Origin of the sequence: Snodgrassella sp. W8135, from assembly GCF_016101225.1 — a bacterium.
GTDB classification, from domain to species: Bacteria; Pseudomonadota; Gammaproteobacteria; order Burkholderiales; family Neisseriaceae; genus Snodgrassella; species Snodgrassella alvi.
Window position 1 is genome coordinate 837,507 of sequence record NZ_JACFQX010000001.1, and the last position, 12,753, is coordinate 850,259.

14 protein-coding genes are annotated in these 12,753 nt (G+C 39.9%); 4 read left to right on the forward strand and 10 right to left on the reverse strand.

Annotation, left to right across the window (positions count from 1 at the left end; all coding sequences use genetic code 11):
• Nucleotides 1-459 precede the first annotated feature (459 nt).
• From H3T75_RS03700 to H3T75_RS03710, 3 genes are all read right to left on the reverse strand, one after another.
• The gene (locus H3T75_RS03700; RefSeq protein ID WP_110414278.1) at nt 460-951 is read right to left on the reverse strand and encodes a peptidylprolyl isomerase; all 492 of its coding nucleotides are present in this window, start codon (nt 949-951) and stop codon (nt 460-462) included.
• Between the two features lie 53 nt (nt 952-1,004).
• Nucleotides 1,005-1,985 (reverse strand): class 1 fructose-bisphosphatase, encoded by a 981-nt coding sequence (locus H3T75_RS03705; RefSeq protein WP_198211074.1) that lies wholly within the window; start codon nt 1,983-1,985, stop codon nt 1,005-1,007.
• Between the two features lie 281 nt (nt 1,986-2,266).
• Nucleotides 2,267-3,115, reverse strand: a complete 849-nt coding sequence (locus H3T75_RS03710) for a 23S rRNA (adenine(2030)-N(6))-methyltransferase RlmJ (protein ID WP_198211075.1) — start codon at nt 3,113-3,115, stop codon at nt 2,267-2,269.
• Between the two features lie 176 nt (nt 3,116-3,291).
• Here H3T75_RS03710 and H3T75_RS03715 point away from each other — a divergent pair, with 176 nt between their 5' ends.
• Complete coding sequence (locus tag H3T75_RS03715) at nt 3,292-3,978, forward strand: glutathione S-transferase family protein (protein ID WP_198211076.1); 687 nt, start codon at nt 3,292-3,294, stop codon at nt 3,976-3,978.
• Nucleotides 3,979-4,037: 59 nt separating this feature from the next.
• Here the strand turns inward: H3T75_RS03715 and H3T75_RS03720 are convergent, their stop codons facing one another.
• From H3T75_RS03720 to H3T75_RS03750, 7 genes are all read right to left on the reverse strand, one after another.
• A complete protein-coding gene (locus tag H3T75_RS03720; RefSeq protein WP_198211077.1) occupies nt 4,038-5,099 on the reverse strand; it encodes a hypothetical protein in 1,062 nt (353 codons plus the stop codon).
• Between the two features lie 214 nt (nt 5,100-5,313).
• Nucleotides 5,314-5,763: a large conductance mechanosensitive channel protein MscL gene (mscL, locus tag H3T75_RS03725; protein ID WP_025330856.1), complete on the reverse strand. Its 450-nt coding sequence runs from the start codon at nt 5,761-5,763 to the stop codon at nt 5,314-5,316.
• A 269-nt stretch (nt 5,764-6,032) separates the two neighbouring features.
• Nucleotides 6,033-6,377: a hypothetical protein gene (locus H3T75_RS03730; RefSeq protein WP_198211078.1), complete on the reverse strand. Its 345-nt coding sequence runs from the start codon at nt 6,375-6,377 to the stop codon at nt 6,033-6,035.
• Between the two features lie 267 nt (nt 6,378-6,644).
• A complete protein-coding gene (gene fabI, locus H3T75_RS03735; protein ID WP_198211079.1) occupies nt 6,645-7,454 on the reverse strand; it encodes an enoyl-ACP reductase FabI in 810 nt (269 codons plus the stop codon).
• A gap of 157 nt (nt 7,455-7,611) precedes the next feature.
• Complete coding sequence (gene trxB / locus H3T75_RS03740) at nt 7,612-8,568, reverse strand: thioredoxin-disulfide reductase (RefSeq protein WP_174830202.1); 957 nt, start codon at nt 8,566-8,568, stop codon at nt 7,612-7,614.
• Between the two features lie 133 nt (nt 8,569-8,701).
• Nucleotides 8,702-8,893: a zinc-finger domain-containing protein gene (locus tag H3T75_RS03745; protein ID WP_084565183.1), complete on the reverse strand. Its 192-nt coding sequence runs from the start codon at nt 8,891-8,893 to the stop codon at nt 8,702-8,704.
• A gap of 92 nt (nt 8,894-8,985) precedes the next feature.
• Nucleotides 8,986-9,909: a branched-chain amino acid transaminase gene (locus H3T75_RS03750; protein ID WP_041879414.1), complete on the reverse strand. Its 924-nt coding sequence runs from the start codon at nt 9,907-9,909 to the stop codon at nt 8,986-8,988.
• Nucleotides 9,910-10,239: 330 nt separating this feature from the next.
• Between H3T75_RS03750 and H3T75_RS03755 the strand changes: the two genes are divergently transcribed.
• The 3 genes from H3T75_RS03755 to pyrF all read left to right on the forward strand — a co-directional run bounded on the left by H3T75_RS03755 (nt 10,240) and on the right by pyrF (nt 12,701).
• Entirely contained in the window at nt 10,240-10,581 is a 342-nt protein-coding gene (locus H3T75_RS03755) for a lipopolysaccharide assembly LapA domain-containing protein (RefSeq protein WP_198211080.1), read from the forward strand.
• A 1-nt stretch (nt 10,582) separates the two neighbouring features.
• On the forward strand, nt 10,583-11,767 hold the full coding sequence (lapB, locus tag H3T75_RS03760; RefSeq protein ID WP_084551214.1) for a lipopolysaccharide assembly protein LapB: 1,185 nt from the start codon (nt 10,583-10,585) through the stop codon (nt 11,765-11,767).
• Between the two features lie 205 nt (nt 11,768-11,972).
• On the forward strand, nt 11,973-12,701 hold the full coding sequence (gene pyrF / locus H3T75_RS03765; RefSeq protein ID WP_198211081.1) for an orotidine-5'-phosphate decarboxylase: 729 nt from the start codon (nt 11,973-11,975) through the stop codon (nt 12,699-12,701).
• Nucleotides 12,702-12,753 lie beyond the last annotated feature (52 nt).

The following is a 12,753-nucleotide window of genomic DNA, read 5'->3' on the forward strand; positions in this document are numbered from 1 at the left end:
TCATCTCCTTATTATCATTATTGTCTGCTAAATATATTAATAATGCAGCGGCATAACTAACTATAACATTAAAATTAATCATCATTCTTACCACAAATAATATTAATATATTTGCAATATTAATGATTTTGTTCTTTACGTTAATAATAGCACCAGTTTTATTGTCTAAAGGACCTGATGCTATTAACTTATTTTAGCAAAATATTAATCTAAAAATTTATTATGTTCTTCAAATTTAGCCAGTAATTCTTCCAACCGTTTTTTAAGTTTGAAAGTTACTATATTCATTAAGTCTTCCTTGTATTTTAATTATTGAAGTAAATCTTTAGCAAAATTTTTCATTGCCGAAAAATTTTGCTTATGAAGACTTCATTAATTATACAAAAAAGAGTTAAAAAAGCAGTTAATTGCTGTTTTAAAATGCATCAGGATTATCTAATGCATTTATTTTAATGTTATTTAAACAATTTCAGCTTTTTCAATAATCACATTTTCAACTGGTACATCCTGATGCGGGCCATGATTACCGGTTTTGACGCCTTTAATCTTATCAACTACATCCTGTCCTTCAACTACCTTACCAAATACAGCATATCCCCAGCCGTGTAAATCCGGTTTAGTATGGTTCAGAAAATCATTATCTTTTACATTGATGAAAAATTGTGCGCTGGCTGAATGAGGCTGCATGGTACGAGCCATTGCAATAGTATAGCGATCATTTTTCAAACCATTATTGGCTTCATTTTCAATCGGTTCATGAGTGGGTTTTTGTTGCATATCTTTATCAAAGCCGCCACCCTGAATCATAAAATTATCGATAACCCGGTGAAAAATGGTGCCATCATAAAAGCCTTCACGAACATAGCGTTCGAAATTTTCAGCGGTTTTGGGTGCTTTCTCATGGTTAAGCTCAATACCGATAACACCAAAATTCGTAGTTAATTTAATCATTAAAATCTCCTGAGGGGAGTAAAATAAAAAAATTGCAGAATGATCTGCAACGGTTAGTCTGCATTATGCATAGCAGTAACGTAGTCTACTTCTTCCTTGCTGCCAAGTACAACGGCTACACGCTGATGCAGGCCTTCTGGCTGAATATCAAGAATGTTCTGACGGGTGTTTGTAGCAGCCCCTTGAGCTTGCTCAACCAGTAAACTCATAGGATTTGCTTCATACATTAAGCGTAGCTTACCAGGTTTATCAGGATTGCGATTATCCTGCGGATAAGTAAAGATACCGCCGCGAATAAGAATCCGGTGCACCTCGGCTACCATCGATGCCACCCAGCGCATATTATAGTCTTTTCCGCGACGGCCACTTTTACCTGCCAGCAACTGAGCAATATAATTTTGCATAGCTGGCTGCCAGTGGCGCTGATTAGACATATTAATAGCAAATTCAGCTGTAGATACTGGTATCTGCGGATTTTCCTGAGTCAGTTGAAACTGGTTATGTTCATTCAGAGTAAACATGGCAATACCATGTTTCAATGTCAGTACCAGAATGGTTTGCGGTCCGTACAGCACATAACCACTGGCAAGCTGTAGCCGGCCGGATTGTAAAAAGCTTTCTGTAGTAAGCGCACCATCCGGCTTAGCCAATACCGAAAAAATAGTCCCGATTGATATGTTCACATCAATATTGGAACTTCCATCCAGTGGGTCGAATAACACCAGAAACTGTCCATTCTGACTGGCTGTAACAAATGAATCCTCTTCCTCGCTGGCCAGTCCGGCAATAGCCGGATTAGCAGAGAGGGTATCAATCATAATCTGATTGGATAAAACATCCAGTTTTTTCTGCTCTTCACCTTGTATATTACCAGTATGAGCACTGCCCAGAATATTATCCAGAGCGCCCATGCGTATTTCACGATTAATGTGTAGACAGGCCTGACTAATGCTTGTAATCACATCAGGCAAATTCGATGTAACAGCATATTTTTGCTGCTGCTGTTGCAGATAATCAGACAGTAAAACAGACATGCGAATACTCCCTTTTAAAACTCACTGTTATTATACATTTCTTAAGTATTATTCAGCTCGTTTAATCACTATATACATTAGATTTTATTTATCTTTGAATGATTTTTTTCAGAAAATCAATGAAGTTATTCAGCGATAATGATTGCGGATTTCCACTTTAATCCGATCTTCTTGATTTATTTATTACAGGCCGGATACACTACTCATGAAAGCTAACAGAAGAATAGCTTTAACTTTTCCAGACTGAATAACAGACTCTGCTAACCATACTTTATTTATATTCAGGCAATCACAGAGTTAAGAACGAAATGTGCGCTGTCATCCTGAGCCAGTAGCCGAGTCATTGCCGGTAATACCTTTTCCAGTATCCCGGGCAATGTGTACGGCGGATTGATAATAAACATACCACTGCCGTGCATGCCAAAACCATCCGGGCGTGGTACGTGTACATACAATTCTGCCTGAACAAAATTATCGGGAGCCAGTTTTTGCAGATTTTGGGGTAATTTCAGACTTTCACCACGGCTCAGACATGGATACCATACCAGATAACAGCCACTGGCAAATTTTTTCAGGGCAGTTTTCAGCGTGTCTGTTACCTGTTGATAATCTTGCTTTAATTCATATGGCGGATCAATTAATACGACTGCACGCCGGCTTGGCGGGGGTAGCATAGATAGCAGACCTTTAAAGCCATCATCGCAAAACACTTGAGCACGGTTTGGCTGTTTAATATTACGCATATTATTACGCAATAATTCTGCATCTGCGGGATGTAATTCAAACAGGCGCAGACGATCCTGTTCGCGAGCCAGAGCCTGAGCCAGCCATGGAGAACCGCAATAAAGATTTGTATCATCTGGCAGGCAGGAGACAACAGCATTACGGAATTGTTCTAAACTATTATCCAGATTAGTTGCAGCTAGAAGCCGCCCGATTCCCTCCCTGTATTCACCAACCTTCTGAGCTTCTTTACTGATTAGATTATACAGTCCTGCACCTGCATGAGTATCAATATAACAAAAAGGTTTGTCTTTCAGTTTGAAATATTCCAGTACTGTCATCAGACAATAATGTTTAAGAATGTCGGCATGATTACCGGAGTGAAAAGCATGGCGATAGCTGAGCATGTGCAATAACTGCTGTAGGACTGATTAATTTAGCCTGTTATTGTACCGAATTTACCGGCACGGGCAAAAAAATCTGTATTAAAGCACTTTTCTGATTTATCTTTTCCTTGAGCTAGATTACATAAGATTAAGCTGATACTATGCTTAATCAATTGTCTACTAAAAGAGAAAAGCGAATGAATTACACACTTTATATCGGCAATAAAAATTATTCTACCTGGTCAATGCGGCCATGGGTAGTCATGAAGCATTTTCAGATAGATTTTACTGAGCATCTGGTACGCTTTGACAGTTTTGCACCCGATTCGGTTTTTAAACAAACCATACTGCCGCTCAATCCTTATGGTACCGTGCCTGTATTAACAGATGATGATCTGATTGTCAGTGATTCTCTGGCAATTTGTGAATATCTGGCTGAGCAACATCCGGAACTGGCATTATGGCCGCAAGACTATAAAGCTCGTGCCAGAGCCAGAAGTATAGTGGCTAAAATGCATAATGGTTACAATCATATACGCCGGCATTTACCCATGAATATTGAGGCAGTGCTGCCTGAAACCGGCCAGATTATCCTGCGGGATTTTCCCAATGTAAAACAAGAAATTGATTTCCTTGATCAGCATTTGTCATCATTTCTGGCTGTATCTCAAGGGCCGTTTCTGTTTGGTAAATTCAGTATTGCCGATGCTTTTTATGCACCCATGTGTTTAAGATTAAAAGGTTTCCAAATTCATACTTCAGCAATCCTGACTGATTATATAAATGCATTATGTGCCAATGAAGCGGTAGCAGCATGGATTGCTCAGGCGCTTGAAGAAAAAGATTTTATTGCTATGGATGAACCTTATCGCATAAAGCGATGAAAAAATTCTGAACATATAAAGCAGACAGCCTGATCAACTTCCGGCTGTCTGCTTTTATATTATTTATTCAGACTTTTCTTAATTTCTATAGCCAGCTGCGAATTCCACATGGCACCAGTAGCACTCATCACAGCATCAGCTCCGGCGGCACGGTAAGCCTGATAATGTTCAGTACAGCTTACACCGCCAACACCAATAATCGCAAAATGGTTTTGCAGACGGGCTCTTAATCTGGCCAGACGTTCTACCATTTCTAATCCGGCCCAGCGGATGGCATCACCACAAACACCACCGGTAGGTCGGTCTGTACCTAAAGCAGGTTTACCATCTGCATCAACCGGTCTGGCTGATAACGTATTTATAGTACTGTAGCCGTCAACTACTCCGTCCAGCTTACTTAATAAGGGGAAGATAGCATTATCATCTGCAAAATACGCTAGTTTCAGAAACAAAGGTTTATCCGGAACAGCATTTTTAATTTCTTTAGCTATCCGCTCCACTTTGTCAAAATCAAAGCACAATAATTTATTTACCCCTTCATTCGGACAGCTTAAATTAGCTTCCAGTATCGGTGCCTTTGTTTCATTTACTAGAACGGCCGTTCGGGCATAATCTTTTTCTATACTGGATTCATTACCCGGTGTTCCCTGAAAGCTGCCGATAACATATTGGCCTTTCTGCGCAGCCTGAATTGCTTCTGCCATATCAGCCTGCCAGATATCCGGATTATAAGAAGGTACGCCAAAAGAATTTGTTATAGATAAAGGCTGAGTGTACTGATTATCAGCCAGAACAGTATCCACATTAGCAGAAAGCTTACCGGCAGGATGAATAGATAGAACATTAGGCAACGGGTGGCTGGCCTGAGCTCGGCTTCGGACAGTTTTATAAACACATAAATCAAAACCATGCTTAAATGCAGCCCGAATAAAATTTGCATTTAACAAAGGGCCGGCAGGAATACCAAAAGGTAAATTAACCTCCATATTCAGAAAACGCTCAGGCTGGCTTTGAATATCAGCAGATACATTTAAATTTCTGAAATCACCGAAAGGCCCTTGATGATAATTATCTTCATAGCTTAATAAAGGGTTATAAAACGGAGTCGGGCTATTTTGCATTGTTATTCCTGTTAGTTTAAATTATTTTCTGTGACATATTGAGTAAATATTTAATACGCACACTTATCCATTGCCTGCCTGAAAATATATATAATTCGCTGGCGCAAAAAAAGCTACATACAATTTGTAGCTTTTATCAATCGTCTCAAAAACTCAGATTTTGTTTGATAACTTGTAGTGTACACCACGATTTAAAACATAATAATGTTTTAAATTAATTTAACTCAGATGTGCAGTTCGGGCAGCGTTTTGCCTGAATTGGAATATCTGTACAGCATTGAGGGCACTGTTTTGTGGTGGCTTTTGGTGCAGGGCTTTTATGCAGTTTGTCGATTCCTTTGACAACCAAAAAAATCGCAAATCCAATGATTACTAAACTAATAACAGTATTGATGAATAAACCAATATTGAGTGTTACCGCACCAGCAGCCTGTGCCGCACCCAGTGTTTCATACGGGCCCGGATATTTAGAACCACTGCGTAAAGTAATAAATAAATTGGAAAAATCTACCCCGCCAATCAGCAGACCAATTGGTGGCATAATGACATTATCTACCAGTGATTTCACCATATTAGTAAAAGCAGTACCCACTACCATACCGACAGCCAGATCAATGACATTGCCTCGTAATAAAAAAGCTTTAAACTGTTCAATAAATTTCATGTTTGCCTCCATAGTTGGCCTGAAAATCAAGTATTTGGCTTTTTCATAGTAGCGCGATAAAGCAGGCAGTCATACCAGAGCTAAGTTATTCAATGTAAAAATAATAAAAGATATAACTTAATTAAGAATAAATTAAGTTGGCTAAAGAGAATAGGATAATTAAAACAGATAGCTTCAACTTAAATTGTTAATCTGATTACTTTATATACAGTTTGCTAACCAGATTAGTAGCATAATAAAGCAAGTCAGGTTTTGTTTATTAGCTTGGTTTAATATTCAGATTTCTTAATATCTGAATATTTAAGTTCAATAATAGAATATTCGCACATATCCATATAATGCATACAATGGTCAATCGCTTCATCCATGACTTTTCTGTCAGTTGCATGCGTTGCCTTCATAAATGCCCGGAAATTTTTCTTTTCCATTTTACGCAGAGCAGATGCATTACAGATATTTAATTCCTGACAATAATCATGCTGTACCTGCTGTTTAATAAATTGTTTTACTGCTTTTTTCTGTTCCAGAGAACCATCGTAATCCATCGGATGAATAAATTCAGCCTGTACCAGTGCTGAATATAATAAAATTAAAAAAAGTATGGTTTTCTTCATTATATTTTTGAATTTTATACACGAATGAATTGTCGGGATGAGAGGAGTTACATCTGGCATCAGCTCTGTTGCCATTATAAATAGAAATAATAAAATTATTAGAAATTATTATTGATAAATAGACTTTAGTGATTCAAAGCTTAAATTACAAAAGCCAAACCCGAAAAAAGTTTGGCTTTGCATATACTGAGTTTTATATCAAAACAGCTGATACATAATATTTTATATACTCTAAATTAAGTTTGTATTAATAAAACTATTTACAATTTAGCTGTTATGAGTACTTACCAGATCTTCCGGTACGCCCAGAGCATTGATACTGTAACCGCCATCAACATATGTGATTTCGCCTGTGATACCTGAAGCCAGATCTGATAACAGGAAAGCAGCAGTATTTCCAACTTCATCAATAGTGATATTACGACGAATAGGATTTTGTGCAGACACATGAGCCAGCAAACGGCCGAAATTGGCAATGCCTGAAGCAGCAAGAGTTTTAATCGGGCCTGCTGAAATACCATTGCATCGAATTCCTTCCTCTCCGAGGCAGGCTGCTGTGAAGCGGATACCTGCTTCCAATGATGCTTTAGCCATACCCATTACATTATAGTTAGGTATGGCACGTACTGCACCAAGATAGGTCAGGGCAAGAATAGAGCTGTTATGGCCACTCATTAACGGACGGGCAGCTTTAGCCAGTGCAGGCAAGCTATAAGCAGACACTTCATGAGCCGTCATAAATGCTTCGCGTGTAATACTATCCAGAAAATCCCCGTTTAAGGCTTCTTTTGGTGCAAAAGCAATAGCATGGACCAGACCATCAAGCTGTGACCAGCTTTTCCCCAAATCAGAAAACAACTGGCTGATTTCATCATCACTTTGTACATCACAGCGATATACCAGTTCTGAACCCAGTTCGGCAGCCATTTTGCGTATCCGGTCTTCGAGTTTGTCTACAACATAGGTGAAAGCCAGTTCTGCTCCCTGTTCACGACAGGCTTTGGCAATGCCATAGGCAATAGAGCGTTCAGAAATCATACCGGTGATGAGGATTTTTTTGCCTTGCAAAAAGCCCATAATTATTATCCTTGAACGTGATTTGTGTTTAGCTTAAAGGTCGCATTATAACTAATATTTACTTTTACGCGAAATATAGCGCTAGAGTAGAAACTTTAAAACCGGCTGATGTGATGACATTCAGCCGGTCAATATATAACTAAATATAACTAAAAAATTATTCAGTTAATCCGGATAAATAATGGTCTGCATCCAGTGCAGCCTGACAGCCTGATGCAGCGCTGGTAATAGCCTGACGGTATATGTGGTCTTTCACATCTCCTGCGGCAAATACGCCGGGAATATTTGTTGCGCCGACGTTGCCATCATTACCACCTTTGGTAATGAGATAACCTGTTGCATCCATATCCAGCTGACCTTTGAAAATTTCGGTGTTGGGCTGATGGCCAATAGCAATGAATATGCCGGTTACTGCCAGAATTTCACTTTCATTATCGGCATAATTGATGCGTACTGAGTTTACTCCTTTATCATCACCAAGAATTTCATCAACGGTAGCATTAAGCTTAAGAATGATTTTGCCTTCTTTTACCCGCTCCAGTAATCTGTCAATCATGATTTTTTCAGCACGAAAGTTGTCACGACGATGTATCAGGGTAACGGTACGTGCGATATTTGCCAGATACAAAGCTTCTTCAATCGCAGTATTACCCCCGCCGACAACAGCTATATCCTGATCTTTGTAGAAAAAGCCGTCACAGGTGGCACACGCGGAAACGCCTCTGCCGGCAAAAGTTTCTTCACTGGGTAATCCCAGGTACTTGGCAGAAGCACCTGTTGCAATGATTAATGCATCACAGCTGTAACTTCCCATATCACCAATAAGAGTAAACGGGCGCTGCTGTAAATTCACCTGATTGATATGGTCAAAAATCATATTGGTACCAAAGCGTTCGGCATGTTCCAGAAAACGCTGCATCAGTTCAGGACCTTGCACACCATTGACATCAGCCGGCCAGTTATCCACTTCGGTTGTTGTCATCAACTGACCACCCTGTGCCATACCGGTAATCAGTGTAGGTTTCAAACCTGCACGGGCTGCATAAACTGCAGCTGTATAACCGGCTGGTCCGGAACCAAGGATAATTAATCGGCTGTGTGTGAGTTCGCTCATGACATTTCCTTATTATGTGGGCAATACTAGGTAGGATAAATGGAGGTAACTGTACCACAATATCAAAAAAGAATTAAATTCTCCAATTTCGATTTAATAGAGTAGTTATTGGTTAAGTGCACGTCTGAAAAAGTTAGTGATGACTGTCAGCAATACCATCCAGATGATATTGTTTGCCACAATAGGGGCATTCAATACTACTGTTAGATTGAATGGGTAAAAATACTCGGGGATGGCCATTCCATGTTTCATGTTCCGGGCCGGTACATATCAATGGTAAATCATGCGGTGTAATGGTTGTAACTGATTGGGTAGTATTACTCATAATTATTTCCCTTGGTTGAGCTGAGAGCTAATCATACAAAACAGGCCTGATTACAGCAAATAATGTTGTAATCAGGCCTTTTATTCAGATAATTAAATGATATAAGTCAGCCAGGATTCATATTTGGTATTTTTGCCATGAACAATGTCAAAATAACGCTGCTGAATCTCTGTAGTCAACGTACCGCGGGAGCCACAACCAATTACGCGACCGTCAACTTCACGGATAGGTGTTACTTCAGCTGCCGTGCCTGTAAAGAATACTTCGTCTGCGCAATAAACTTCATCCCGGGTAATATGCTTTTCAGTAACGGTTAAATTCATATCAGCTGCGATAGCCATTACTGTACGCCGGGTAATCCCATCCAAAGCTGCATCCAGAGCCGGTGTATAAAGTTTGCCATCATTGACGATAAATATATTTTCCCCGGATCCTTCAGCAACAAAACCGTTTGAATCCAGCATTATTGCTTCATCATAGCCATTACGGGTAGCTTCGGTATTAGCCATAATAGAATTCATGTAGTTGCCATTGGCTTTGGCTTTAATCATGGTGATATTTGGGTGATGACGGGTGAACGAGCTGATTTGCACGCGAATACCCTTTTGCATACCTTCTTCGCCAAGATAGGCTCCCCATGGCCAGGCAGCCACAATTACCTGTACATCATTTTGATCTGGAGCTACACCCAGTTTGTTTGAACCATAAAAAGCCATAGGTCGAAAATAGCAGGAAGCCAGTTTGTTGGCTTTAACTACTTCAATGTGAGCCTGATTGATTTCTTCCATTGTGAATGGCAGATGCATGCCAGTAATTTTGGCGGAGTTAAACAGACGTTTAGTATGATCCTGTAAACGGAAAATGGCTGTTCCGTTTTGCGTTTCATAAGCACGTACGCCTTCGAAAACCCCCATACCATAATGCAATGTATGAGTTAAAACATGAGTTTGAGCATTTCTCCACTCAACAAGATTACCATTAAACCAGATAAAACCGTCTTGGTCGGCCATAGACATAATAAAACTTCTCCAAAATAAGACATTAAGCTGCGGTGGCCGGAACCCTGTGTTGCAATGGATAGGGCAAGGCAGGATTGGTGACTAGGCAGTACAAAAAAATAATGGTAACAACAGCTGTTGGTCTTATCTTTAGCCGATAGCCGCTGTTACTTTATGTAAAAGTAAATATTATCACTGCCTGTTTTGCTTGCCAATGCTGAAAGCAGAGTGCGGTTTTTGCTAAAAAGGCGTGAAATCGTTTAAACTGTGTTGCTTCCTCAATAATCCGGCTTGTATCTGACGTCTGATTAAACCTTCAGAAAACAGTACAGTGTAAGGTGAATAAGTATGAAAATTATTTATGCATTAATAAAAATAGTGGTGTTGCTGATATTGTTGCTGCTTGCTGTAAGCAATACACAAATGACTGCATTCAATTATTTACCCGGACAAACTGTCAATTTGCCATTAATTGTCCTGTTACTGATATTTTTTATTATTGGTGCTGTTTTTGGTGTGTTTGCCATGTTTGGGCGGTTATTACGTCTGCGCAGTCAGGTCAGTCAGTTACAGGCTAAGCTTGATAAACAAATTAAGGCAGCCGCTCAGGCAGTACATACTGAAAATCTTGCCACTACTGCTACTCAGTCACAATCCGGTAATTCTGATCAGAAGAAAGTAAACAATTAATATGGATAGTAACGATTTCTGGATGTGGCTGGCACCGGTTATTTTGTTACCTGTATTTTTTGCTATGGGCTGGTTTGCTGCCCGGGTAGATATGCGGGCTGTGCTGAAACAGGCGAAAGCCATTCCGGAAGGATTTTATAAAAGTCTGGATGCTCTGGCTGAGAATAAAAGTGCGGTTGCAGTACGTGAACTGGCTGAGGTTGTCGATCAGCAAAATGATGCCCGTCAAAGCACGTATGAGCTGCATCTGACATTAGGGAAGTTGTACCGTCAGCGTGGTGAAAATGATAAGGCCATCGCTTTACATCAGAAATTACTGGAGCTGCCGGAAACTATCGCAGAACGTCGTGATATTGTCGCTTTCGAGCTTGGACAGGATTATCAGGCTGCCGGTCTGGTAGACCGTGCTGAGCAGATTCTGGTTGGTTTGCTTGATGGCAGTAAAGCCAGACAGGCACGGCAGATATTGCTGAATATTTATCAGCAGGATCGGGACTGGGAAAAAGCCATTAAGCTGGCAGAAGAACTCAGTACCGGAGACCAGACTTATCAATTTGAAATTGCTCAGTTTTATTGTGAGCTAGCTCAATTGGCTTTGTATCAGTCTGAGTACAATAAAGCACGTGAATATATTTTTCAGGCTCTGGCGGTCAATCGCAAATGCAGCCGGGCTAATATGATTCTGGGTGATGTTGAACTGAAACAACAAAATTTTCAGGCTGCTGTAGATGCTTATAGCGCTATTGAAAAACAGAATTATGAATACCTCAGTCTGGTGGGTGAACGTTTATATGATGCCTATGATGGTATGAATAAAGCAGCAGACGGTTTGGAAGTTCTGATTGGTTTTGCTCAGACGTTTCCGCAGCTGGATTTATCTGGTGTGATATATGAAAAGTCTTTACCTGTATATGGTGAAGACCGAGCTACCGAAATTGTTATTGATCTGGTGCGGCGTAAGCCTACTCTGACTGGAACTTACCGTTTACTCGGCGTTTTACAAAATACTATCAGTTCGAAGTGGAAAGCCGAAGTTGATATGATGCGTTCAGTAGTGGGCATGCAGATGCAAAAATCTGTGATGTACCGTTGCCGCCATTGTCATTTTAAATCTCAGGTATTCTTCTGGCATTGTCCGGCTTGTAATAAATGGGAAACATTTACGCCAAATCGTATTGATGTGTAGTTGGCTGATAAATCTTATCAGTTGCTGAATATTTGCTCTGATGTACAGAAATTCTGCACACAATCAGTTACAGATGATTTTTAAAAATAATATGATATTAAATTAGAGTTTATTATCATAATTAAATTATTTCTATGAATAAGTCTTTAGCAATATACATATATGTGTATTTTTAAAGACAATATTGAATGATGACTTGCAGAATATGAATCCATTGATGCTTGATACTACTTTTATGAATCAGAAAGCTAAACCTGTTATTGTGGCATTGGATTTTGCCAATGCTGAAACAACGCTGGATTTTGTTCGTCAGTTGGACCCGGATTTGTGCCAGCTTAAAATAGGTAAAGAACTATTTACTGCTACTGGTCGCTATCTGGTTGAGCAGCTTGTATTACAAGGCTATCGGATTTTTCTTGATTTAAAATACCATGATATTCCCAATACTGTAGCCTCTGCCTGTAAAGTGGCTGCTGATATGGGAGTGTGGATGGTAGATATGCATGCATCGGGCGGCCGAAGAATGATGGAAGCTGCTGCTGAAGCTGTTAGTAATTGCAGCCAGCCGCCATTATTAATTGCAGTAACGGTATTAACCAGTATGACTCAGAATGAACTGGCAGAAACCGGTATAAACTCATCTATAGATGAAACAGTTATTCGTCTGGCTGAATTAACCCGGCAATCTGGTCTTGATGGCGTGGTTTGTTCTGCTCAGGAAGCATCTTTATTACGCGGACAGCTCGGGCAGGATTTTTTACTGGTTACGCCCGGTATCAGATTACAAAATTCAATTACGGATGATCAGCGGCGCATTATGACTCCAAAAGCAGCTTTAGCAGCAGGCAGCAGCTATCTGGTAATGGGCAGACCGGTAACGCAAAGCCAGAACTCGATTGAGCTATTACAACAAATTAATAACGGTCTGATTTAAGTAAAAAAATTTTGATAAAAAATAGCTGCTAACACATATACAGTTAGCAGCT

Bases quoted from the DNA above. Each gene is read 5' to 3' on its own strand.
- H3T75_RS03700 (WP_110414278.1), bottom strand. From the start codon at position 951: ATGATTAAATTAACTACGAATTTTGGTGTTATCGGTATTGAGCTTAAC.
- H3T75_RS03705 (WP_198211074.1), bottom strand. From the start codon at position 1,985: ATGTCTGTTTTACTGTCTGATTATCTGCAACAGCAGCAGCAAAAATAT.
- H3T75_RS03710 (WP_198211075.1), bottom strand. From the start codon at position 3,115: ATGCTCAGCTATCGCCATGCTTTTCACTCCGGTAATCATGCCGACATT.
- H3T75_RS03715 (WP_198211076.1), top strand. From the start codon at position 3,292: ATGAATTACACACTTTATATCGGCAATAAAAATTATTCTACCTGGTCA.
- H3T75_RS03720 (WP_198211077.1), bottom strand. From the start codon at position 5,099: ATGCAAAATAGCCCGACTCCGTTTTATAACCCTTTATTAAGCTATGAA.
- mscL (WP_025330856.1), bottom strand. From the start codon at position 5,763: ATGAAATTTATTGAACAGTTTAAAGCTTTTTTATTACGAGGCAATGTC.
- H3T75_RS03730 (WP_198211078.1), bottom strand. From the start codon at position 6,377: ATGAAGAAAACCATACTTTTTTTAATTTTATTATATTCAGCACTGGTA.
- fabI (WP_198211079.1), bottom strand. From the start codon at position 7,454: ATGGGCTTTTTGCAAGGCAAAAAAATCCTCATCACCGGTATGATTTCT.
- trxB (WP_174830202.1), bottom strand. From the start codon at position 8,568: ATGAGCGAACTCACACACAGCCGATTAATTATCCTTGGTTCCGGACCA.
- H3T75_RS03745 (WP_084565183.1), bottom strand. From the start codon at position 8,893: ATGAGTAATACTACCCAATCAGTTACAACCATTACACCGCATGATTTA.
- H3T75_RS03750 (WP_041879414.1), bottom strand. From the start codon at position 9,909: ATGTCTATGGCCGACCAAGACGGTTTTATCTGGTTTAATGGTAATCTT.
- H3T75_RS03755 (WP_198211080.1), top strand. From the start codon at position 10,240: ATGAAAATTATTTATGCATTAATAAAAATAGTGGTGTTGCTGATATTG.
- lapB (WP_084551214.1), top strand. From the start codon at position 10,583: ATGGATAGTAACGATTTCTGGATGTGGCTGGCACCGGTTATTTTGTTA.
- pyrF (WP_198211081.1), top strand. From the start codon at position 11,973: ATGAATCCATTGATGCTTGATACTACTTTTATGAATCAGAAAGCTAAA.